Source organism: Lawsonibacter faecis, from assembly GCF_014287675.1.
Classification (GTDB): domain Bacteria; phylum Bacillota; class Clostridia; order Oscillospirales; family Oscillospiraceae; genus Pseudoflavonifractor; species Pseudoflavonifractor faecis.
On sequence record NZ_JACOPQ010000014.1, the window covers coordinates 34,231 to 55,151 of the forward strand.

The following is a 20,921-nucleotide window of genomic DNA, read 5'->3' on the forward strand; positions in this document are numbered from 1 at the left end:
TGATAATGAAATATGCCAATCCGTAAACCGTATTAAGGGTTTGAATACAGCTGCTTCTTGAGTTTATAGGTTACCTTCACGATGATACATTCGATACCATTTTACCAGCCTCAACATATACTCCGGGAATAACCACGCTCGGAAAGCCTCCGCAATCTCCGGATGCGCTATCGTCCCGCCACCTCTGCCCCGACTCGACCTAATTCCTAACGCATGCGTAGTGTTTATCCAGAGACTTGGCGTCATAGTTGTACTCGTCTTATGAACTGTTTCGATAAGCTGTTCACACGCATCTTCCTGAAATTTTGGATTGTAGATTTTCTCCCACATCCGCAGGTATTCGATCGTGGTACTGCTCCGCAGCCAGCTCTGAATCAGATAGCTGGGGCTGGAGGATTTCTTCTCCCTTGCGATTTCCGTCAGGGATACAAAGGGGTTCACATGAATGTCTTCCATCCGCATTATCTCGCCCAGTGAGGAAGGTCGGAAGCCGGGGATATTATCTGTGTTGAGCTGCTCAAAGAGCTTTTCGGAGAATTCTTCTGCTTCCTCCTGAGTGATGTACCCTTTCTTCACAGACCGTCTCAGAACCTTTTCCGTGGCCACCTCATAGGTCCATAGAGCCTCGATTTGCGCTTCCCGTTCCGTCAATGTATTCACCTCAATCGCACAAAGCCGATTATAGGGATATTATACCAGACAGGTTACTGCAAAGATAGCCTTAACCCCTCATAACTAGAGAAAATTCCTGTTCCTTGTAGTTTATCTCCAATGTACCGTTTTCCTGAACGTGTATACCTTCAGTAAACTTCTCTACGTTTAATTCATGGAACGAGTCCATCTCCAGAAGCTTACAAATATCTTCTCTGAGCAGTACTTCTGATATCGAGGGTGAATGCTTACATATTCTTTTGCCATGCTCCACGCGGTTGGCACAGCGCCAAACAACCTCCCCGGAAGGCCGGGTGATTCGGCGGTAGTTGGCTCCGCACTCCGAACAAACCAAAAGGCCACTCAGTACGTTCTGTGAACTGTACCGAGTGGCCTTTCGTTTGCCTGTATCTTTATCTATATTACTACGTTTTTCCTTCTCAATCTGCACCGTGGAATAGTCATCAGAGCTAATGATATATTTTGCGTACTTCTCATTGGAGAGCAGGCAGTTAATTATGGGCCTTGTCCATCGCTCTTTGCCCTGCGGAGAGGGGATACCGTTCTGAAAAAGAAAATCAGCGATACCTTCCAAGCTGTCGCCTGCCAGATACCGCTGATAGATTTGTTGGACTACTTTTGCCTGCTGAGGCTCGATGAAAATACCGGCTGGCTTCTGCACGAAGCCGTATGGAATGTATCCCATAATTAATTGTCCTTTCTGGCGCCGCAAAAGGCACATATCATTATATTTATTTTTGCGAGATGATTAAAGGTACTCATTTGTATATATTAGCTGGATCGGGACCTCCATTTTAGGGGATATCATTCCCTCGTCCCTTATTTCCTTGTTTTATGACCGAAATAGCAACAGACCTGTCTTTTATCTTTCAATAAAAAACAGGTCTGTTTTGTTGCCACTACCTTGCAAAATCGATATTAGGAAACAGGGCCATATGTGATGTCCAGCCCTTTCGCCCAGTCCACGATCTTATCCCTGGCTTCTTGGATGCTGTCGCGGGAGATGGTCAGGCCGTCCAGCATGTTGGCGTCCGGCTCCAACTCCCGGATCGTGTCCGGCGTCCCGGCAAAGCCGCTGCCGCCGTGGGTGCTGAAGGGGATCACCGTTTTCCCGGAGAGATCGTAGCTGTCAAAGAAGGTGTAGAGGATCTGGGGCATGTCGCTCCACCAGATGGGGTAGCCGATGAAAACGGTGTTGTAATCTTCCAGATCCACACTTCCCAGAATGGCGGGCCGGACGTTTGCTTTCTGCTCCTCCGCCGCCTGATTCACCAGAGTGCTATGGTCGGCGGGATAGGGGGTCACAGGTTCAATGCGGAATATGTCCGCGCCGGTTTCCTCTGCGATGACCTGGGCCATATACTGAGTGTTGCCCAGCACCTCACCGTCGATTACCACGGTGCTGTTGTCCTCCTCGGTAGTCATATTCCCGGCCTGCATGGTCTCAGGCATGGAGAAGTAGACCACCAACGTGGAATGATTTGTTTCATTGGAGGAATCGGACACGGCGGGCAGTCTGAGACCGTTTACCCATGCGTCCACGGCGGAGCTGGACGCACCGCTGGAGAACCGCTGGCCATCAAGCCAATTACCCGTCCCGGCCATCTCCTCCAGCAGCTCGCCGCTCCGGCCCAGGCCGGAACTGGCGGAGGTGCAGAAAGGGATCACCGTTTTGCCGGTAAAGTCGTTGGCCTTGATGAAGGCATCCACCGGCCACGCGGCGATGCCCCACCAGATGGGGTAGCCGATGAACACAGTATCATAATCCTCCCAGTCCTCCACCTCTGTGGAAGTCAGGGCGATATCCCGCAAAGCCTCGTCGTCATGCTCCCGGTTGACCCGGCTGCCGTCCGCCGTCCAGTCCAGGTCGGCGGAGGTATAGGGGTCCGTTGGAACAAGTTCAAAGAGGTCGCCTCCCAAAGTATTGGCAATGGTCTGCGCCACGGCCTCGGTGCTGCCGGTGGCGGAGTAGTAGACCACAAGGACACGGGAGCCGTCAGGCTGGGCGGCCTGTCCGGCCTCCAGTTCCATGTAGTTGCGGAGGATCACGGCTGCTTGGGCGCGGGTGGCGCTATCGTCAGGGTCGAAGCGGTTTCCCTCCTTGCCATTGATGATACCGTTGGCCCTGGCCCAGTCCACCGCAGTAGAAGCATAGGGGAAAATGGTATCTTCATCCGCGAAATCCTCCCCAGCGTCAGCGGCCGGGCTTCCGGCATAGCGCCACAGGATGGCGGCAAATTGCTCACGGGTAATGGGGTCGTTGGGGCCGAAGTTGCCGTTGGAATAGCCGGAGATGATACCGCTGGCAGAGGCCCAGCGGGCGGCGTCCGTATAATAGGCGGCGCTTTCCACATCCGGAAACGGGTTGTCTCCCGTCACGGCGGGGCTTCCGGCGGCCCGGTAGAGGATGGCGGCGATCTGCCCCCGGCTGGTGGTGGCCTCCGGAGAGAAGGTGTCGGCGCCGGTGCCGCTCATCAGTCCCTTATCCCGAACGTACTCTACTGCGTCGGCGTACCAGGCGTCCGCGGCCACATCGGTAAAGCCGGTATCGTCCACAGCGGCGAAAGCGGGAAGGCTCATGGCCAGCAGCATTACCACCGCCAGCAGTACAGTAGTCACTCGTGTCAGTCTTTTCATTGGATTCACTCCTATTCCTTATCCTGCCGTGTTTGTCTGAATCCAGGCTTCCACATGGTCCGCGATCACATCGTTATTGAGGTCCTGGAACATGAAATGGTCGTTGCCGGTGATACCCTCCTTCGGGAGGTCCACCACGGTGCAGTTACCACCCTGGGCGGTGTAGGCCGTCTCGAAGTCGTAGCAGGTCTGGCGCATCATCTGCCACATGGCCGTGGCTTGGATGGCCGGGTCTCCATTGTCGATGTAGTCGCCAAAGTACATGGTGATGGGGATGTTCTTCTCGGCAAGCGTCTGGAAGTCCACGCTGTCCGCCCCCGGAGCCCCGCCGGGCTCGATAGCGACGATGGCGGCGATGTGGTCGGTGTGCCGGGTTGCCGTCCAGCCCGGTCCTCCGCCCTGGGAGTGTGTGACCAGGATGGCGTTTTTACCGGTGCGTGCGTATATCTCATCGATAGCCGCCGCCACTGCCTGGGCCACCACTTCGTTGTCAAAATCCCCACCCATATCGTTGGTCATGCCGGTGTCGGGGGTCATCTGGCGGAAAAACTGGTCCACGGATTCCGAATCGTTGGGGAACTGGGAGCCATCGTTTGCAACCGACCGCCCATCCTCCCAGCGGCCAATCCGAAATTGCGTATACCACCGCTGGTCCAGAGTTTTGGTGCTGATGGTGCCCGCCACTGAGGTGGCCCCGGCCTCACCCCGCCTTGGTTCGTCAATCAACCAGACGCTGTGCCCCATCTTCAAAAACAGGTCTGACCAACCCTCCCGCCCATCCGGGGTGGTCATCCAGCCCATGCGGGACTGGCCGTAGCCGTGAAGGAATACCATGGGTAGGCCGGTTTCGTCTTTGGGAATCTGGTAGAGCACGTTGGCGTGGTCAACATGGGCGGTCTGGCCCGCGCCGGACTCCTCCCACTGGTTCTCCGGGTCAAAGGCGCCGTCGGAGGTCATGGTGATGCCTCCGGCGGAAAAGATGCCCTGCTCCGCAATCACCAGGGCATTGGAGACGGAAGGATCGCCGGGCTGAGGATCAGAGGGAGCCGACGGAGTGTTGCCGCAACCCGTCAGGAGAGAGAGGGCGATAACGCCGCTCAACATAAGGGCCATGGTTTTATGGGCTTTCTTCATGAAAAGTCCTCCTTGTTCAGTCGTGGAGCTTCATGGAATGGAGCGTCTTGACAAAGGCCGGGTCGGCGTGGTTCACGATCTCACTGTGTCCGATGTCCAATCCCGCGATGTCCGCCATATCCTGCTCTGAAAGGACAAAGTCCCAGATTTCCATGTTCTGCTCCATCCGCTCTCTATGGACGGACTTGGGGATGACCACCACGCCCCGCTGGACGTTCCACCGCAGGGCCACCTGGGCCGCGGACTTGCTGTATTTCTCCCCGATGGCGGTGAGAACAGGGTGGGCAAAGATGCCGTGGCCACCCTCGGCAAAGGGACCCCAGGCCTCAGGGACAACGCCGTACTTCCGCATCAGTGTCAGGGCGCTCTCCTGCTGGAAGAAGGGGTGGAGCTCCACCTGGTTCACCATGGGCTTGATCTCCACGGTCTCGCAGAAGTCGGCCAGGATGTGGGGATAAAAGTTGCACACGCCGATGGCCTTTACTTTCCCGGACTTGTAAGCCTCTTCCATGGCGCGCCACGCGCCGTAATAGTCGCCCATAGGCTGGTGGATAAGGTAGAGGTCGATATAATCAGTGCCCAGCTTGCGCAGCGAGGTTTCAAGGGCTTTCTTGCCTGTTTCACAGCCTGCGTCCTGGACCCACAGCTTGGTGGTAATAAACAGCGCCTCGCGGGGCACGCCGCATTTGGCGATTGCCCTGCCGACGGCCTCCTCGTTCCCATAAGCTGCGGCGGTGTCGATAAGCCGATAGCCACAGGCAATGGCGTCCAGCACCGCCCGCTCACAGACCGCCGGATCGGGCACCTGAAACACCCCGAAGCCCTCAAGCGGCATTTTGACACCGTTCTGCAATTTGATATATTCCATGCTCATATTCCTCCTATTGATCCTCGTAAACTTCTTTTGCCATACGGAGCGCCGCCCAGGCTTTGGGCCACCCGGCGTAAAAGGCCAGCTGGGTCAGGGCCTCGGTCATCTCCGCCTGTGTGACGCCGTTGGCCTTGGCCCTCTGGATGTGGTGGAGCAGGGAGTTGTCCAGAATCCCACTGGCCATCAGCGCGGAGACTGTGATGAGACTGCGGTCCCTGGGGGAGAGCTGTTCCTCCCGGCTCCAGACCTCTCCAAATAAAACGTCGTCGTTGAGCTGCGCGAACTTGGGGGCGAAGTCCCCCATGGCGTCTCTGCCTGCCGTTACCTTTTCCATAGGGGTACTCCTTTCACACCTGTCTGCCCATCTCGTAGGCCTCCTGCATTACAGGCAGGCCTTTGACGGCCCCGGCCTCATACACGCCCTTGCCGTAAATGACGCCCTTCTCCTGCGCGCCCTTCAGGCAGGCGGCGAAGCCCCGGAAGCATTCAAGCGTGCAGTCCATGACGGTATCCGTGTCCTCAGCCGCGGTCATAATGTAATAGAACTCCTTATTGGGGATGTCCGTCCACCGGGCTACCGAGCGGTCAATCACCGCCTTCATCTGGGCGTCGATGGAGTAGAAATAGACGGGGCTGGCCATGACGATCACATCGGCCTGCTGCATCTTGTCCAGAATCTCGCCCATATCATCTTGGATAGCGCACTTCCCGCCGCTTTTCTTGCAGTGATAGCAGGCGTTGCAGGGATCCACTTTCTTACTGCGGAGAAAAATCTTCTCCACCTGATGGCCGCTCTCCTGCGCGCCCCGCAGAAATTCATCGCACAGGAGATCGGAATTGCCGCCCTTGCGGGGGCTGCCAGACAAAATCAATACTCTTTTATTCATTGTGTTCTTCTCCTTTATTTCATATCACCCAGCCCATTCAGCCAGGCAATGATGTCGCTTTCCGCCTCCTGTACATCGTTCCGGGACACGGTGAAGCCGTCTTCCAGCACATCAGCTTGTGGCTGCAAATCGGCAATGGTTGCGAGCGTGTCGGCAAAGCCGCTGCCGCCGTGGGTGTTGAAGGGGACGATGGTTTTGCCGGACAGGTCGTATTCCTCCAGGAACGTATAGAGGATCATGGGCAGATCGCTCCACCAGGTTGGGTAGCCCAGATAAATCGTGTCGTACCGGCCAATATCCTCCACCCGCCCCAGGATCGCCGGACGGGCTGCGTTTTTCTGCTCTTCCGACGCCTGCTCCACCAGGGTATCGTGGTCGGTGGGATAGGGCTCCGCCGGTTCGATGCGGAAGAGGTCCGCCCCGGTCTGCTCCTGGATGACAGTGGCCACATACTGCGTGTTTCCCAGTATCTCGCCATCTATGACCACGGTGCTCTGCTCCTCGTCCTGGGTCATGTTGTTGGGGGCGGCGGTCTCCGGCATAGAGAAATAGGCCACCAGTATATTGCCGTCTCCGCTATTGGCGGAAACGGAAGTATTGTCTGCCGCGAGGCCCAGGCTGTCCGCCCACTCCGCCACCTCATCCTGGGTTGAACTACCGGTAAAGCGTTCCCCGTCCCGCCACAGGGCGTCCGGGGCAAATTCCTCCAGGTTTTTGCCGCTGTCACCGAACCCGCTGCTGGAGGAGGTGCAGAACGGCACAATGGTCTTCCCGGTCAAGTCGTAGCTCTCCAGGAATGTGCGGACGATGAGGGGCGCGTCGCCCCACCAGAGGGGGTAGCCCAGGAAAATCACATCGTACCCGGCCATGTCCTCCACGCCGCCGCTGATGGCCGGGCGGATGGATGGGTCGTTATGCTCCTGAACGCTGCGGCTGGTCTCGTCCCTCCAGTTGAGGTCGTCGGAGGTGTAGGGGGCCTCTGGGGTGATGGCGTAGGTGTCGGCATTCAGCGTCTCCGCAAGATGCCCTGCCACCGTCTCCGTGTTGCCGGTGGCAGAGAAATAGGCTACCAGGATACGGCTGCCGTCAGTCACCGGGGTCTCGGAGGGGGATGCCTCCGGCGTGGGAACTGGCGTCGTTTCTGGTGTGAGAGAAGGGGCGCCGGGCCGTTCCGCCTGGGGACCGCCGCAGGCGGCGAGGGCGAACAGCATGGTCAGGCTCAAAAGCAGGGCGGTAATTCGTCTCATAGAGGTTCCTCCTTAGTAACAGGCTTTGAATATGTTCAGAACTTCCGCATGGGTTAGTTTCCCGTATCCACCGGGGGTCAGGGGGACGGAATCCGCGATCTCTTTCAGCGGCGTCTCCGACCTCACGCCCAGCTCCCGCAGCGTGGCAGGCAGGCCCAGTTCGCGGATAAAATCCGCCAGAGCCTCCACTCCGGCGCGGGCCAGCTCGGCCTCGCTCCTGCCCACCGGGTCGATGCCCCAAACACGGGCGGCGAACCGGGCGAACTTCACCGTGCCTTTTTCGCAGATATGCCGGTAGTAAGCCGGGTGCAGCACCGCCAGCCCCAGGCCGTGGTTGCAGTCGGTGTAGGCCCCTAACTGATGCTCCATCATGTGAGCCTGGAAGTCGGTCTGCTTGCCCAGCTTCAGAACGCGGTTCTCCGCCATGGTGGCCTCCCACATGAGATTGCTGCGGGCGGCATAGTCCCGCGGGTCCCTGGCCGCCGCCCGCAGATCGCGGATGACGCCCCGCATTAGGGCCTCGGCCAGATCGTCGGAGACGTTCTCCGTGTCTGGCGGGCTGAAGTAAATCTCCATGATGTGGCTGAGGGTGTCAAAGCCGCCGGAGAGAATCTGCGTTCTGGGGACTGAGAGCGTGTAGGCGGGGTCCAACAGGGCGAAGCGGGCGTTGAGCGCGGGGTAATCCCGCCCGGTCTTGACCTTGACCTTCTGGTTTGTGATGACCGCGCCGCCGTTGCACTCGCTGCCGGTGCCGGATACGGTGACCACCACGCCCAGGGGGACAGTCTGGAAGTCGATGATGCCGGGCTTGGCCCAAAAGTCCCGCCACACATCCCCGTCATACGCCGCCGCCAGAGAAACGGCCTTGCAGCAGTCCATCACGCTGCCGCCGCCCACGGCCAGGATCAGGTCCGCTTGGTTTTCCCGGACCAGCGCCGCACCCTCCAGCACCTTTTCGTAGGTGGGGTTGGGCATGATCCGGTCAAACTCCACCACCTGTTTGCCAGTGGAGCGCAGGATGGCGGTAATCTCGTCGTACACGCCGTTCTTTTTAATGGAGCCGCCGCCGTATGCCAACAGGATCGTGCGGGCGGCAGCGGTCAGCGCGGGCAGATTTTCCGCCACACAGCCCTTCCCAAAATAGACCTTGGTACTGTTTTCAAAAACAAAATTGTTCATACCGTTCCCCCTGTCGTTTCGATTTGTGTCTGCCAAAAGGCCAATGCGTCATCCAGCCACCCCTCCGCCGAGGTGCCGATGCCGAGGCCAAAGCCGTGGCCCAGGTCAGGATATTTGTGAAACTCCGTCTCAATGCCCAAGGCCTTGAGATGGTTGGTCCGCTGTTCCATCGTCCGCCAACTTGCGATGCCGTCATCCTCGCCCACACAGACATAGGTGGGCGGGTCATTTTTTGTGTAGTCGCTGTGGCCGGTGTACTGCATGACGACAGCTCCGGGCCTGGGCAGGTCGTCTCCGCCAAAGGCCGCCGGGCCGTAGGAGCCTAAGTAGGCCGCCATCCGCGCCCCCGCCGAGCCGCCCCATAGCGAATAGCATTCGGTGGAGACGCCCAGCTCTCCGGCGTGGGCAAAGACAAACGAGATGGCCGCCGCCAAGTCCTCACAGGCCACGTCGGCGCCGCCAGTGCGATATTGGAGGGCGAAGGCGTTGTAGCCCCGGCGGCTCAACTCCAAAGCGTGGGGGAAGCTCTCGTGGATGGAGCCCACATAGGAGAATCCGCCGCCCGCGCTTACAATGGCAAAGGGCGCGTCCGGGTCCCCCCGAAAGAAGAACAGCCCGGTATTCTCCTTGATGGGATCAGCGGCCTTTTCCACGTCGGAGTAGATGTCATAAAAAATCCGCGCCCCGGAAACCGCATTATCCTCCATGGCGGTCAACACGTCGATGGTGGTCTCCACCCGAATGTGGTCGTGGTAGGGCAGCAGGCTGTCGATCTCCGAGAGGGTCATGCCGGTATTCAGAGTATTGTAACGCAGCGGAAACAGGAATTGTCCGAAGCCCTCAAAGGCGGGCCGCGCCACCACATCCGCAGTCGCCGTTTCCGAAGTCAATGAAATCACATCTTCTTTTTCCCCATGGCCGAACAGCCAGCCCATGATCTCCTCGTCAGAGGCGAACAGGCCGCCGCCCATGTGCTGGTTGGTCAGCCCCCGGCTGGTGAAGTACGTCTGGTCCTTGACATCCAGCACCAGCAGCGCGCTGATCTCCGCCTCCGTCAGCCCCTTTTCCGTATAGAGGGCACGGAGGGCGTCATACGCCTGGGCCGCAGGCTGGGAGCCGTAGTATTCATCGGATTCCCCAATGACCAGATAGAGCGGCGTCCGGCTCTCCGCGAGAGGGGCCAGGTCGCCGTCCCATTGAGAAGAACAATGGAGCGCGGCGGTGAACAGCTCGGGCCGCTTGGCAAGGACCAGGGACAGGGTCTCGCCGCCTCCGGAAAAGCCGTTGAGATAGACCCGCTCCCGGTCGATGTTGTAGTGGCTCAAAAAATACTCCACCAGGGCGATGGTCTCGTCCGCCGAGGTCTCGCCCCAGCCGGAGAGCTGGGGCGCCACCACGATCATATCGGTGTGGTACTTCTGTGCCTCGAAGCCGAACCGCTCCGCGCGGATGTTCATCCCCACTCCTTGGAAGTACAGCCCCTCCCAGCCGGGCAAGGTGAAGAAAATGGCGTAGGGGCGGCTGCCGTCGTAGGACTCCGGAACGTAGAGATTGTAGTGGATGTCGGCATGGCGGTCCGAGTGCAGTACATGGTCCAGCGTAAAGTCCTCGTAGTCTTGATCGCCCCCGGTGACATAGGCGCTCTCGTCCTGAAAGACATCCACTTCATCAGCGGGCCGGGTCACGGCAGGGGCGCTGTCCGTATCCTGCGCCGGAGGCTCCATAGGGGCGGCGCAGGCGGAGAGCAAAAGCGCTCCTGTCAAAACCAGTGTCATAAAATTCATTCCGCGCCTCACTTCCATATCTCCATCATTTGGCTGGGGCGCCTTGAGCGGCTTGCTCATTGGCGGCGATCAGCTCCGCCAGACTGACGTGCTCGTTCCGGTAGCGGGCCTCCGGGTTGGGCTCTTTCATGGGCAGGTCCAGTACCAGCGCCCCCTCCGGGCAGACGTGGATGCAGGCCATGCAGGCTTGACAGCCTGAGATGGTATGGATCGCCTTTTGGTGTTCCAGATGGATGCACCCGGCCGGACACACTCTGGTGCAGATGCCGCAGCCGATACAAGCGTCCGTGACCTGATAGGCTGCCCACACGGTTTCCGGCTGGCCGTTCACCGAATCCAGGTATTGCCGGTGGGTCTGCCGGTCGGCGTCGGTCACTTCCTGCCGCCAGCGTCTTTTCCCCTGAATGTCTGCCTGGATGGCAGCAAGGCTTTCCTCCACATGCTTTTCCAGAGCCGTCTCCTCAGTCATGTCAAAGACGGGCAGGAAATTGTCCACCATCAGCAGGGTGGTGACGTAGTCCGCCAGCTTGCCCGCCTTGACCATGGCGGCGTCGGCCAGCTCCACTGCATTGGCGTGGCGTTTGCCATAGGTCAGTACCACATAGAAATAATCGGTGTGGAAGGTGGCCTTTTGCAGGAACTCCTTGACCATGGCGGGCATCTCGTGGCCGTAGATGGGGCAGACAATACCGATCTGCTCCGCCCGAAAGGTCAGGTTCTCCCGCCGGATGATCTGTGGGATGCTGATGGGGGCGGCGTCCAGCTTTTTGGCGATGTACAGGCTGTTTCCCGTTCCTGTGAAATAAAATACCATCTCTCTGCGCCTCCTGTTGTATTCAGTATAAAAAGAAATTGCCCAAATGTACAATATCAATCCTGCAATCCAGATTTCACAAAATGCAATCTGAGCTACTTGCCTTTCTACCGAGAATGTAGGATACTATACATAATGAGAGGAGGCGGGTCCATGATCGACTATCGTGAATTGCATCAATTTGTCACGTTTCATCATGTGGGTACGCTGTCCGAGGCGGCGGAGCGGCTCCATATTTCCCAGTCCACGCTCACGAGAAGTATGCAGAAAATAGAATCGGAGTTTGGCGTCCCTCTGTTTGCCCGAACGAAGAACCGCATCATCCTCAACGAGACCGGCCGTCTGGCAGCCCAGGAGGCGGAGTTGGTGCTCCGGCAGACGGAGGGGATGCTCCACCGGGTCCGGGAATTTGACCGGGCCAACCGCACAATCACCGTCGGGGCCTGTACGCCGGTGCTGCTCCCAGATCTGGTGCGCAGGCTGTCCTATGCCCACCCGGAGGCGACGATTGCCACCGAGATCAAAAAGCTGCCCCTGCTGCTGGAGGGACTCAGGGCCGGCACCTATCAGCTCGTCCTGTTCCCCACGCGTCCGGACGACCCTGAGTTTTTTAGTCAAGAATTCGCGCGGGAGAATCTCTTGTTCTGCCTGCCGAAGAAGCATCGCTTTGCTAAAAGGCAGCAACTCTCTCTTTCGGATATGAACGGTGAAAATATGCTGCTCTTTCAGGACATCGGGTTTTGGTACGATCTCGTCAGTGAAAAAATGCCGGATTCCCGCTTCCTGCTGCAAACAGAGCGCTATTCCTTTATGGAACTGGTCGAAAATTCCGTGCTGCCATCCTTCGCCACCGACCTCGCCTCCCAGTCGCCGCCGCCCAAAGACCGAGTGACCATCCCAATCACAGACCCGGAAGTTCAGGTCGTTTACTATCTTGTCTGTAAGAAGGACCAACGAAAGACGTTTTTGACCATGTTCCCTTGAGTGGCTGCTTATCCTATAGCAGGGCAGCCCTCTATAGAAGCGCCATGCCACGCTCATGCAGCTGATAATCCTGTATATAAGGAACTCCTTCTGCTTGTATGGTGATCCGTTCTATATGCTTTTGAATCATCTGTTCATCAAAATCATCCAGACTAAGAAATTTGCAAAGGGCAGTTTTAAGCCTTTCCTCCGGAATAGTTGGTGCTCTTCTACAAATCCGCTTTCCATGTTCCACACGGTTGGCACAGCGCCAGACAACCTCCCCGGAAGGTCGGGTGATTCGGCGGTAGTTGGCGCCGCACTCTTCACAAACTACAAGGCCGCTCAGTACGTTCTGAGAACTGTACCGGGCGGCCTTTCGTTTGCCTGTGTCTTCGTCTATATTACTGCGTTTGCTCTTTTCTCCTTGCACCATGAAGAAGTCTGCAAAATCAATAATGTAGCCGACGTACTTTTGATTGGAGAGCATGTTATTGATTACTGGACGGGTCCACCGCTCTTTTCCCTGCGGGGAGGGGATACTCTCCTGAAAAAGAAAATCAGCGATACCTTCAAGGCTGTCACCCTCCAGATATCGCTGATAGATTTGCTTTACTACGTTTGCTTGCTGTGGTTCGACGAAAATGCCGACGGGTTTCTGCACAAATCCATACGGGATATATCCCATGATTGGCCGTCCTTTCTCCTAAATGGCACGCATAGGTACCTTATAATTAAAATGGCCACCAAACACGAACATCAGTGTGTTTAAAGGCATCCGAAGACTGTATGGTTAGAAGCTGAATTGAACAAAGGCCATATTAAAAAACAGATAAATTATTTTCACATGTGGCGAAACACGATCGTTATGTAGCGGTTTTCCAGAACAATGTTATAAAATAGCAACAGACCTGTCTTTTATCTTTCAATAAAAAACAGGTCTGTATTGTTGGTACGCCCGAAGGGACTCGAACCCCCAGCCTTTAGAACCGGAATCTAACGCTCTATCCAATTGCGCTACGGGCGCGTAATCAAGCACCTCTCAGAGGCGCTTGATTATTATATCAACCTTTTCCCAATTTGTAAAGGGGCTCTTTTATTTTTTCATTCGATTTTTCCGCCGCGTCCCGCTCAGCAGGGGATTCTGGCCCAGGTATTGACCCCGGAGAGGTCTGTAAAAAGTATATTGTCCGGCGGAAGAAAGGCAAAAAGCACCAGTCCCACCCCCAGAGCCAGAACCATCAGCGTCAGCAAATCGGTGCGTTTACGGACGGCAGGGCGGTCCAGCATCAAGGCCAGGAGGAAGCCCGCCGCCATAAGCAGGACATAGAGGACGACGTCGAACACGAGGGACTCCCCCATAGCCTTCACGTGATAGACGTATCCCACGCCCAGCATCACGGCACAGATCATCAGCAGGGAGAGGAGCCACGGCCCCCGGCATCCCTTCTCCCCCCTCCGGGTGAGGAGCAGGGCCGTGGCGAGGAAGGGCCAGAAAATGATCTTAACATGCTCCCACAGGCTCTCGTTCACGGGGGAAAAGACGGCGGTGACGAAATTGGGCGCGAGGGCATAGACGAAGTGCAGGCAGGCTCCCGCCAGGGTGGCGGCGACAAAGGCGATGAGTGTGTTTTTACTGAGGCGCGGCATGGGCGATACCCCCTTTTTTGTTCAATAGAGGGTATGCGCGTCCACACGCTCTTTATTCCTTAATAAAAACATAAGCGGCATCGTCGGAGAGGGCGGCCTCATAGCGGTAGCCCAGGCGGTCAAAGCGCCGGATTTCCTCCACATCCTCCGTCTCCCGCTCGGACATCCAGCGGACCAGCTCTCCACGGGCCATCTTCACATAGACGCCCTTCTCCACCACCCTGCCGCCAATCATCTGTCCGAACACCGCCTTGACGCAGCGGATCTTCCTGTCCAGATGGGGCCGTACCGCCCGGCTGTACTCCTCCGAGGCCAAATCCAGCACTGTGCCGTCCTTCCGCGTCAAGGCAGCCGCCGGGCGCTCCCCCCAGTAGTCGTAGAGGGAGGCGCAGAAATCCGTCCTGAGCTTGCAGCACATCTCCAGCCGGTAGGGCGTCACGCCGTCAAAGGGCCGCAGAATACCGTACAGCCCAGAGAGAATCCGCAGATGCGCCTCTATGTACCTGTACTGCCCGGCGGTAAAGACGCCGGGGGCCATATACTGGTACTGGATTCCCTCGTAGGCCAGAATGGCCGGGGTGAGATCCCGCCGCAAATCCATGCTCTGATAGCGCCTGAAGTTCAGCTGCGCAATCTGGTCGTTGCAGGCCAGAAGCTTTTTCAGCTGCTGATAGGTAAGTCCCCGCAGATACGCCGCCAGAGCCTCCGCCCGGTCCAGATAGTCCGGCAATCCCCGGGGCGGCAGGCTGTCCAAATCCGCATTCATTTTCTTGGCGGGAGAAATGATGATCTTCACTTTTCTTCCTCCGTGGGTTATAATCTTTGATGACATTATACTTCCAAAGGAGTTCCCATGCGAGAGAAATATTCTGCCTTTCTGCTGGCCCTTGCCCTGCTCCTCCCCCTCTCCGCCTGTGGGGATACCCACACCCCCTCCTCCCCGCCGCCCACGGACGGCTCAACACTGGCCGTCCACTTTATCGACGTGGGTCAGGCAGACTCCGCCCTGCTGCTCTGCGGGGGCGAGTCCATGCTCATCGACGGCGGCAACGTGGCCGACAGCAGTCTGGTGGTGTCCTATCTGGAATCCCAGGGTGTGGATACCCTGGACCATGTGGTCTGTACACACGCCCACGAAGACCATGTGGGCGGCCTCTCCGGACCGCTGAACGCCTGCACGGCAAACCACGTCTACTCCCCCGTCACCGAGTACGACTCCAAGGCCTACCGGGACTTTCTCAAGTACACTTCCGCCCAGGGCCTGGAGGTGGAGATTCCTGCTCCAGGAGATGCCTTCTCCCTGGGCGAGGCCCGGGTGACCGTACTGGGTCCGGTGAAGGAATACTCCGAGACCAACAACACCTCCCTGGTCCTCCGTGTGGACTTTGGCGAGACCTCCTTCCTCTTCACCGGGGACATGGAGCGCACAGCCGAGGCCGATCTGCTGGACGCCGGCGCCGATCTCTCCGCCACCGTCCTCAAGGTGGGTCACCACGGCAGCGACACCTCTACCAGCTACCCCTTCCTGCGGGAAATCATGCCGGAGTACGCCGTGATTTCCGCGGGGGAGGGCAACTCCTACGGCCACCCCTCAGATGATACCCTCAGCCGCCTGAGGGACGCGGACTGCACCGTCTACCGCACCGACCGGCAGGGTACGGTGGTGGCGGTGAGCGACGGAACCACGGTTTCGTTCACCACGGAGACGGACGCCGCCCCTGCGCCCGGCCGGGACGGCGCGGCCGAGTCAGCATACATCGGCAACGTGCGCTCCAAGACCTTCCATACCGAGACCTGCTCCAACCTCCCCGCGGAGAAAAACCAGATTGTCTTCAGCAGCCGGGACGAGGCTGCCGCCGCCGGGTACAAGCCCTGCGGAAACTGTAAGCCGTGAGGTGTCGTAAATGAAAAAGCTGCACTATAACTCTCCCGTCATCCTGACCTTTTTCCTCGTCTCCCTGACCGCCCTTCTCCTGGGCCTCGCCACCGGAGGCTGGACCAACACCCATCTCTTCTCAGTCTACCGCTCTCCGATGACGCCCCTCTTCTTCGTGCGGCTCTTCGGCCATGTGCTGGGCCACGCGGGATGGGATCACTTTATGGGCAATATGCTGCTGCTCCTCGTGGTGGGTCCTCCCATGGAGGAGAAGTACGGCAGCAAGACCCTGCTGGTGGGCATTCTGCTCACGGCGGTCATCTCGGGCGCGCTCCAGTGCCTCTTCTTCCCCGGTACGCTCCTGCTGGGGGCCAGCGGCATCGTGTTCATGCTCATCATGCTCTCCTCTCTGGCGGGTATGAAAAACGGCTCCGTCCCCATCACCCTCATCCTGGTGGCCCTGCTCTATATGGGCAAGGAGGTCTATGCCGCCCTCTTCGTCCAGAGCAACGTGGCCAACTTCATGCATCTGGTGGGCGGCGCCTGCGGCACCGCCTTCGGCTTCCTGGTGGCACGGAAAAAGCTATAATTTCAAAGAGCCGCGGCGGGAGAAAATCCCGCCGCGGCTCTTTGAAAAATATTGTCGCATATTCTCGGCCGTGCCCCCATTCCCGCAGCACCCGTCTACCCCAGCGCCACGTCCAGAACCATCATCACCAGAAAGCCGCCCATCACACCCAGGGTGCCGATATTGGAGTGATCCCCCAGGTGGGCCTCGGGAATCAGCTCCTCCACCACCACATAGATCATCGCCCCGGCGGCGAAGGACAGCAGCCACGGCATCAGCGGCTGGATGGTCCCGGCGATGAGCACGGTGAGGATTCCGAAGACCGGCTCCACCAGCCCGGAGAGGCTTCCGTAGAGGAAGGCCCGTCCACGGCTCGCCCCCTCCTGCCGCAGAGGCAGGGCCACGGCCGCGCCCTCGGGAAAGTTCTGAATGCCGATGCCGATGGCAAGCGCCATGGCGGCGGCGTAGAGGGCCGGGTCCTCCCCGTGCTGCGCGGCTAGGGCGAAGGAGAGTCCCACCGCCATGCCCTCCGGGATATTGTGGAGCGTAACCGCGAAGATCAGCAGGCTGGTCCGCTTCAGCTTGGACTTGGCCCCCTCCGGCTCCCTGGCCCCCGGATGGAGATGGGGCAGCAGGCCGTCCAGGGCGATCATCAGCCCAACGCCCACGATAAACCCTCCCGCGGCGGGGATCCAGCCAACCATTCCCGCCGCCTCGGCCTCCTCAATGGCGGGAATCAGCAGGGACCAGACTGCCGCCGCCGTCATGACGCCGGCGGCGAAGCCCAGGAAAATCCGCTGGGCCATCGCGGTGGCCTGCCTGCGGAAGAAGAACACCACCGCCGCTCCCAAGGTTGTCATCAAAAATGTAAAGCCGGTGCCCCCGGCCGCCCACAGCAATGTTTTCATGGATTCACCTCACCCGCGCCAGAACAGCGCGGTCTTTCTATCTATTATGCGCGCAGGCGCGCCGGGCTATCCCTGTTTCATGCCCACGGTTAGTCTTCACTAACTATATCCAAACCATAGCACATCTCCCCGGCGTTGTCAACGCCCCACGCGCGCCGGAGCGCGGTGAAAAACACAAGACCCCCGGCGCACAGTGCGCCGGGGGTCTTGTGTTTATTTCAAAATCTCGGCGGCGGCATTGGCTGCGCTGGCCGCATCGGCGGTGTAGACGTCCGCGCCGATGGAGGCGCGAAATTTCTCAGTCACGGGGGCGCCGCCCACCATAATTTTCACCCTGTCACGGATTCCAGCCTGGTCGGCCCTGCGGACGACCTCCTCCATGACGGGCATGGTGGTGGTCAGCAGGGCGGAACAGGCGATGATATCGCAGTCCTGCTCAATGGCGGTCTGGACAAAGGTCTCCGCGCTCACATCCACGCCCAGGTCGATCACCTCAATGCCCTTGCCCTCGAACATCATGCGCACCAGGTTCTTGCCGATGTCGTGAAGGTCGCCCTTCACCGTGCCCAGGCACGCCTTTCCCATCGGGCGGGTATCGGCGTCGGCCAGATAGGGCTTGAGCAGCTCCGTGCCCGCGTTCATGGCCCTGGCTGCTATCAACACCTCGGGGACAAAAATCTCATTGTTTTGGAATTTATCGCCCACGATGTTCATGCCCGCCAGCAGCCCTTCCTCCAGGATCTGCTTGGCGGAGATTCCCTCCTCCATGGCCTTGGGAACCAATTCCCGGACCAGCTTGGCCCGCCCCTTCTGCATAGCCTGCGAAATCTCGTTTAAAATATCCATGTTGTCAGTCTCCCTGCATTTAAAATCATCGCGGCGCATTGCCCTATCCCGGATCAATCTCGCTGTCCGGCCGGCCCCGGCGCTCCCGGAAGCGGCCCGGCGTGACGCCTGTGTATTTTTTAAAGACCTTGGTAAAATAGCTCTGGTCCTCAAAGCCCGACTGCTCGCAGACCTCCACAATCGTGGCGTCGGTGGTCAGGAGCAGGGCCTTGCTTTTGCTCACGCGTAGCTCGCCCAGGTAGCTGTTGAAGGTGGTCCCCATCTCCTCCTTAAAAACCTTGCTGAAATAGGAGGGGGACAGCCCCACGTGCAGGGCGGTATCGTCCAGCGTAATCTTTCCGCGGTAGCCCCGCTTGATATATTCAATGGCCTTGTAGATGATGTCCTTGTGCTTGATGTCCACCAGATTAAACACCAGCTCGGAGAACCGCTCCATAATCCGGGTCAGCCAGAAAATCAGGTCCTCGGAAGTGCGCAGGGTGTCCACCTCACCCAGGTAGCGCCGGCTCAGATCGAAAATCTGATCGATATCGCCGCCTCCGTCCACCGCAGCCCGGGAGATGACCACCATCAGCTCAATGGCCCGGGCCCGCATGAGCTGGAAATCTCCGCCGGTGAGAAAGAGGATGTGCCCCAGCATTTCATTTAAAAGCCGACGGGCGGTGGGCTGATCCCCCTCGGTGATGGCGTGGACCAGTTCCCGCTCTTTGGGCAGCGGGTACGCCGGGGCCGCGCCGTCGATTTTCAGCTGCTGAATCTGCACACCGATGTCCCGCTGCTGCTCGGTGGCGTCCCGGTGGGCAAAGAGCGCATTTGAATTATCTCCTATGTAGACCGCCGTGGCAAAGAGCTGGCTGGACATATGCGACAACCGCGCCGGCTCCGCTCTGGGCGCCTGCTCCAGGGCGATGCGCAGCGGCTCCATCTCCTCGTCGGTGAGCCGGCGCTCGCTCTGGGTGTTCCCGGCCAGGTAGTCCTCCACGTCCATGATGAGCACCGGCCCGCCCACCAGGAATCCCGCCACCTCGCCGCCCACCAGGATGGGGGACGCGAAGTAGGACAGCCCCGACGGGCAGAAGTAGATGTACCGCCCTCCGAAGCGCTCGGCCTGAAAGGCCCCGTAGAGGTGGAGCTCCTCACATCCCAGCTCCTCCCCGCGCCGGGCCGCGACGGCCCGGCAGGTGGCGCAGCCGCCGTCCCGGTCCCGTTTATCATACATTCGATTTCCCCGGGTGTCGAAGAGGGCGCAGCCCACGCCGCAGGCACAGGCAAAGGACTCCGCCGCCGTCCGCGCCGCGTTCAGGTCAAATGCCGCCTCTTTCTCCCGGATCGCCGGTTTCTCCATGCTCTGCCCCCTCGTTGGAACAAATTCGCGCAAATGGTAATTTCCCGCTGTCACTCGCGTTAATTCGGCTATTTTATTATGTTTTTTTGCATTTCACATCAAAAATGTTTCAAAATCAGCCGTCTTATTTATCTCTTAGTCTAGCACATATGCGGGAAAAAGAAAAGTCTTCCACGGAAAAAGCGCAGGATATTTGCAATCGGGGAAATAACCGTCAGCATGATTTTTGAAAGCCCTGCGGCGCGTGGATCGGTTTTTTCTTCCATCCAAAGGTGTGTTTCATTGGCAGTGCGGACGGCGCTTTTTTCACGGCGGATCGGCCATATTAAAGATGGCGCTTGAGGCGCGCCGTTTTCATTTTTGATTTATTTAAAGGGGTGGTTGCATGAAGGAGGAACAGAAAAGTCCACACTGGGCGTCATTCGCCCTCCCGCTGGCCCGGCTGCTGGCGGTATGTCTCGCCGCGGCCTTCGCATTGGGCGCAGCAGGCGGACCGGCTTCAGCTGCGCAGGCGGTGCCGGCGTCAAAATCCGCGTCATCCGGCGCGGTACGGACGGTGATCCCGCTGGGCCGGGCGGTGGGCATCAAGCTTTTTTCCGACGGGGTTCTGGTCGTGGGCCTGTCGGAGATTCCCACCGCAGACGGGTCGCTGACCCCCGCCAAGGACTGCGGCCTGCGGGAGGGCGATATTATAACCCACATCAACAGCGAAGAAGTAGATACCATTGAAGAAGTACAGGAGATCCTGCAGACCGTAGGAGATGACAAGCTGAGTATCCGGGCTATGCGCGACGGAAGGCAGGTCCAGATGACCGTCCAGGCCGCCAAGTGCAGCCCCGACGGCTCCTATAAACTGGGCGCATGGATTCGGGACTCCATGGCCGGCATCGGCACCATGACCTTCTACGACCCGGAGGCAGGCGTCTTTGGAGCCCTGGGCCACGGCATCAACGACGTGGATACGGCACTGCTGATGCCGTTATCCTCCGGCTCCATTATGTATGCCGAGGTCAGCGACGTGAAGAAGGGAACCTGCGGCGCCCCCGGCGAGCTCCATGGTACCTTCCAGGTCAGCCGGGATATGGGCGATCTCTACGCCAACACCAAGAGCGGCATTTTCGGCCAGCTCACCGACGAGAGCCTGGCCGCGGGCGCGAAGCCGGTGGAGGTGGCGCAGCGCAGCGACGTGAAGACCGGCAAAGCCACCATTCTCTCCAACATCGCCGGCGATAAGGTGGAGGAGTACGAGGTGGAGATCACCCGCGTCTATCCTCAGAACGACAACGATACCCGCAATCTGATGCTCAAGGTTACGGACTCCCGCCTGCTGGATGCCACCGGCGGTATCGTCCAGGGTATGAGCGGCAGCCCCATCCTCCAGGACGGCAAGCTGGTAGGCGCTGTCACCCACGTACTCGTGAACGACCCCACCAGCGGTTACGGCATCCTGGCGGAGAATATGCTGGCCCAGGCCGCCGAGGCCAGCGAGCATATCTGACAAAATCCGATTAAGACAACAGGCAAAAAGCGGTGCCATGAA

General features: G+C 58.7%; 21 protein-coding genes and 1 tRNA gene. 4 read left to right on the forward strand and 18 right to left on the reverse strand.

The window, feature by feature from the left end:
- Window positions 1-63: 63 nt before the first annotated feature.
- The 11 genes from H8S62_RS14955 to H8S62_RS15010 all read right to left on the reverse strand — a co-directional run bounded on the left by H8S62_RS14955 (window position 64) and on the right by H8S62_RS15010 (window position 11,225).
- Complete coding sequence (locus H8S62_RS14955) at window positions 64-651, reverse strand: KilA-N domain-containing protein (RefSeq protein ID WP_186920097.1); 588 nt, start codon at window positions 649-651, stop codon at window positions 64-66.
- A gap of 70 nt (window positions 652-721) precedes the next feature.
- Window positions 722-1,357, reverse strand: a complete 636-nt coding sequence (locus tag H8S62_RS14960) for a recombinase zinc beta ribbon domain-containing protein (RefSeq protein ID WP_186920099.1) — start codon at window positions 1,355-1,357, stop codon at window positions 722-724.
- A gap of 233 nt (window positions 1,358-1,590) precedes the next feature.
- A complete protein-coding gene (locus H8S62_RS18580; protein ID WP_186920101.1) occupies window positions 1,591-3,309 on the reverse strand; it encodes a flavodoxin in 1,719 nt (572 codons plus the stop codon).
- An 18-nt stretch (window positions 3,310-3,327) separates the two neighbouring features.
- Window positions 3,328-4,443, reverse strand: coding sequence for an alpha/beta hydrolase (locus tag H8S62_RS14970; RefSeq protein WP_186920102.1), 1,116 nt, complete (start codon window positions 4,441-4,443; stop codon window positions 3,328-3,330).
- A 16-nt stretch (window positions 4,444-4,459) separates the two neighbouring features.
- Window positions 4,460-5,311, reverse strand: a complete 852-nt coding sequence (locus tag H8S62_RS14975; RefSeq protein ID WP_186920104.1) for an aldo/keto reductase — start codon at window positions 5,309-5,311, stop codon at window positions 4,460-4,462.
- 13 nt (window positions 5,312-5,324) lie between these two features.
- Entirely contained in the window at window positions 5,325-5,648 is a 324-nt protein-coding gene (locus H8S62_RS14980) for a carboxymuconolactone decarboxylase family protein (protein WP_186920105.1), read from the reverse strand.
- 13 nt (window positions 5,649-5,661) lie between these two features.
- On the reverse strand, window positions 5,662-6,201 hold the full coding sequence (locus H8S62_RS14985; RefSeq protein WP_186920107.1) for a flavodoxin family protein: 540 nt from the start codon (window positions 6,199-6,201) through the stop codon (window positions 5,662-5,664).
- Window positions 6,202-6,215: 14 nt separating this feature from the next.
- A complete protein-coding gene (locus H8S62_RS18175) occupies window positions 6,216-7,448 on the reverse strand; it encodes a flavodoxin (protein WP_243255744.1) in 1,233 nt (410 codons plus the stop codon).
- 12 nt (window positions 7,449-7,460) lie between these two features.
- Complete coding sequence (locus H8S62_RS15000) at window positions 7,461-8,627, reverse strand: iron-containing alcohol dehydrogenase (protein ID WP_186920109.1); 1,167 nt, start codon at window positions 8,625-8,627, stop codon at window positions 7,461-7,463.
- Window positions 8,624-10,411, reverse strand: coding sequence for a prolyl oligopeptidase family serine peptidase (locus H8S62_RS15005; protein ID WP_186920110.1), 1,788 nt, complete (start codon window positions 10,409-10,411; stop codon window positions 8,624-8,626). The genes H8S62_RS15000 and H8S62_RS15005 overlap by 4 nt, the downstream gene beginning before the upstream one ends.
- A gap of 25 nt (window positions 10,412-10,436) precedes the next feature.
- The gene (locus H8S62_RS15010) at window positions 10,437-11,225 is read right to left on the reverse strand and encodes an EFR1 family ferrodoxin (RefSeq protein ID WP_186920112.1); all 789 of its coding nucleotides are present in this window, start codon (window positions 11,223-11,225) and stop codon (window positions 10,437-10,439) included.
- A 153-nt stretch (window positions 11,226-11,378) separates the two neighbouring features.
- Here H8S62_RS15010 and H8S62_RS15015 point away from each other — a divergent pair, with 153 nt between their 5' ends.
- Window positions 11,379-12,209 (forward strand): LysR family transcriptional regulator, encoded by an 831-nt coding sequence (locus H8S62_RS15015; RefSeq protein ID WP_186920114.1) that lies wholly within the window; start codon window positions 11,379-11,381, stop codon window positions 12,207-12,209.
- A gap of 31 nt (window positions 12,210-12,240) precedes the next feature.
- Here H8S62_RS15015 and H8S62_RS15020 read toward each other — a convergent pair whose 3' ends face one another.
- The 4 genes from H8S62_RS15020 to yaaA all read right to left on the reverse strand — a co-directional run bounded on the left by H8S62_RS15020 (window position 12,241) and on the right by yaaA (window position 14,634).
- Window positions 12,241-12,876 carry a recombinase zinc beta ribbon domain-containing protein gene (locus H8S62_RS15020; RefSeq protein ID WP_186920116.1) on the reverse strand — a complete coding sequence of 212 codons (636 nt, stop codon included), beginning with the start codon at window positions 12,874-12,876 and terminating at the stop codon, window positions 12,241-12,243.
- A gap of 262 nt (window positions 12,877-13,138) precedes the next feature.
- Window positions 13,139-13,215 (reverse strand) — tRNA-Arg (locus H8S62_RS15025).
- 104 nt (window positions 13,216-13,319) lie between these two features.
- Complete coding sequence (locus H8S62_RS15030) at window positions 13,320-13,838, reverse strand: DUF6512 family protein (RefSeq protein ID WP_186920118.1); 519 nt, start codon at window positions 13,836-13,838, stop codon at window positions 13,320-13,322.
- A 52-nt stretch (window positions 13,839-13,890) separates the two neighbouring features.
- The gene (gene yaaA / locus H8S62_RS15035) at window positions 13,891-14,634 is read right to left on the reverse strand and encodes a peroxide stress protein YaaA (protein WP_186920120.1); all 744 of its coding nucleotides are present in this window, start codon (window positions 14,632-14,634) and stop codon (window positions 13,891-13,893) included.
- 57 nt (window positions 14,635-14,691) lie between these two features.
- Here yaaA and H8S62_RS15040 point away from each other — a divergent pair, with 57 nt between their 5' ends.
- Both H8S62_RS15040 and H8S62_RS15045 read left to right on the forward strand, forming a co-directional pair.
- Window positions 14,692-15,732, forward strand: coding sequence for an MBL fold metallo-hydrolase (locus tag H8S62_RS15040; RefSeq protein WP_186920122.1), 1,041 nt, complete (start codon window positions 14,692-14,694; stop codon window positions 15,730-15,732).
- A gap of 10 nt (window positions 15,733-15,742) precedes the next feature.
- A complete protein-coding gene (locus tag H8S62_RS15045; protein ID WP_155146128.1) occupies window positions 15,743-16,303 on the forward strand; it encodes a rhomboid family intramembrane serine protease in 561 nt (186 codons plus the stop codon).
- A 95-nt stretch (window positions 16,304-16,398) separates the two neighbouring features.
- Here the strand turns inward: H8S62_RS15045 and H8S62_RS15050 are convergent, their stop codons facing one another.
- The 3 genes from H8S62_RS15050 to H8S62_RS15060 form a co-directional block, all read right to left on the reverse strand.
- A complete protein-coding gene (locus H8S62_RS15050) occupies window positions 16,399-17,190 on the reverse strand; it encodes a ZIP family metal transporter (protein ID WP_155146130.1) in 792 nt (263 codons plus the stop codon).
- 213 nt (window positions 17,191-17,403) lie between these two features.
- Window positions 17,404-18,036: a corrinoid protein gene (locus tag H8S62_RS15055; protein WP_186920123.1), complete on the reverse strand. Its 633-nt coding sequence runs from the start codon at window positions 18,034-18,036 to the stop codon at window positions 17,404-17,406.
- A 43-nt stretch (window positions 18,037-18,079) separates the two neighbouring features.
- On the reverse strand, window positions 18,080-19,381 hold the full coding sequence (locus H8S62_RS15060) for an AraC family transcriptional regulator (RefSeq protein WP_186920125.1): 1,302 nt from the start codon (window positions 19,379-19,381) through the stop codon (window positions 18,080-18,082).
- A gap of 385 nt (window positions 19,382-19,766) precedes the next feature.
- Between H8S62_RS15060 and spoIVB the strand changes: the two genes are divergently transcribed.
- Entirely contained in the window at window positions 19,767-20,879 is a 1,113-nt protein-coding gene (gene spoIVB, locus H8S62_RS15065) for a SpoIVB peptidase (protein ID WP_155146137.1), read from the forward strand.
- Window positions 20,880-20,921: the final 42 nt, after the last annotated feature.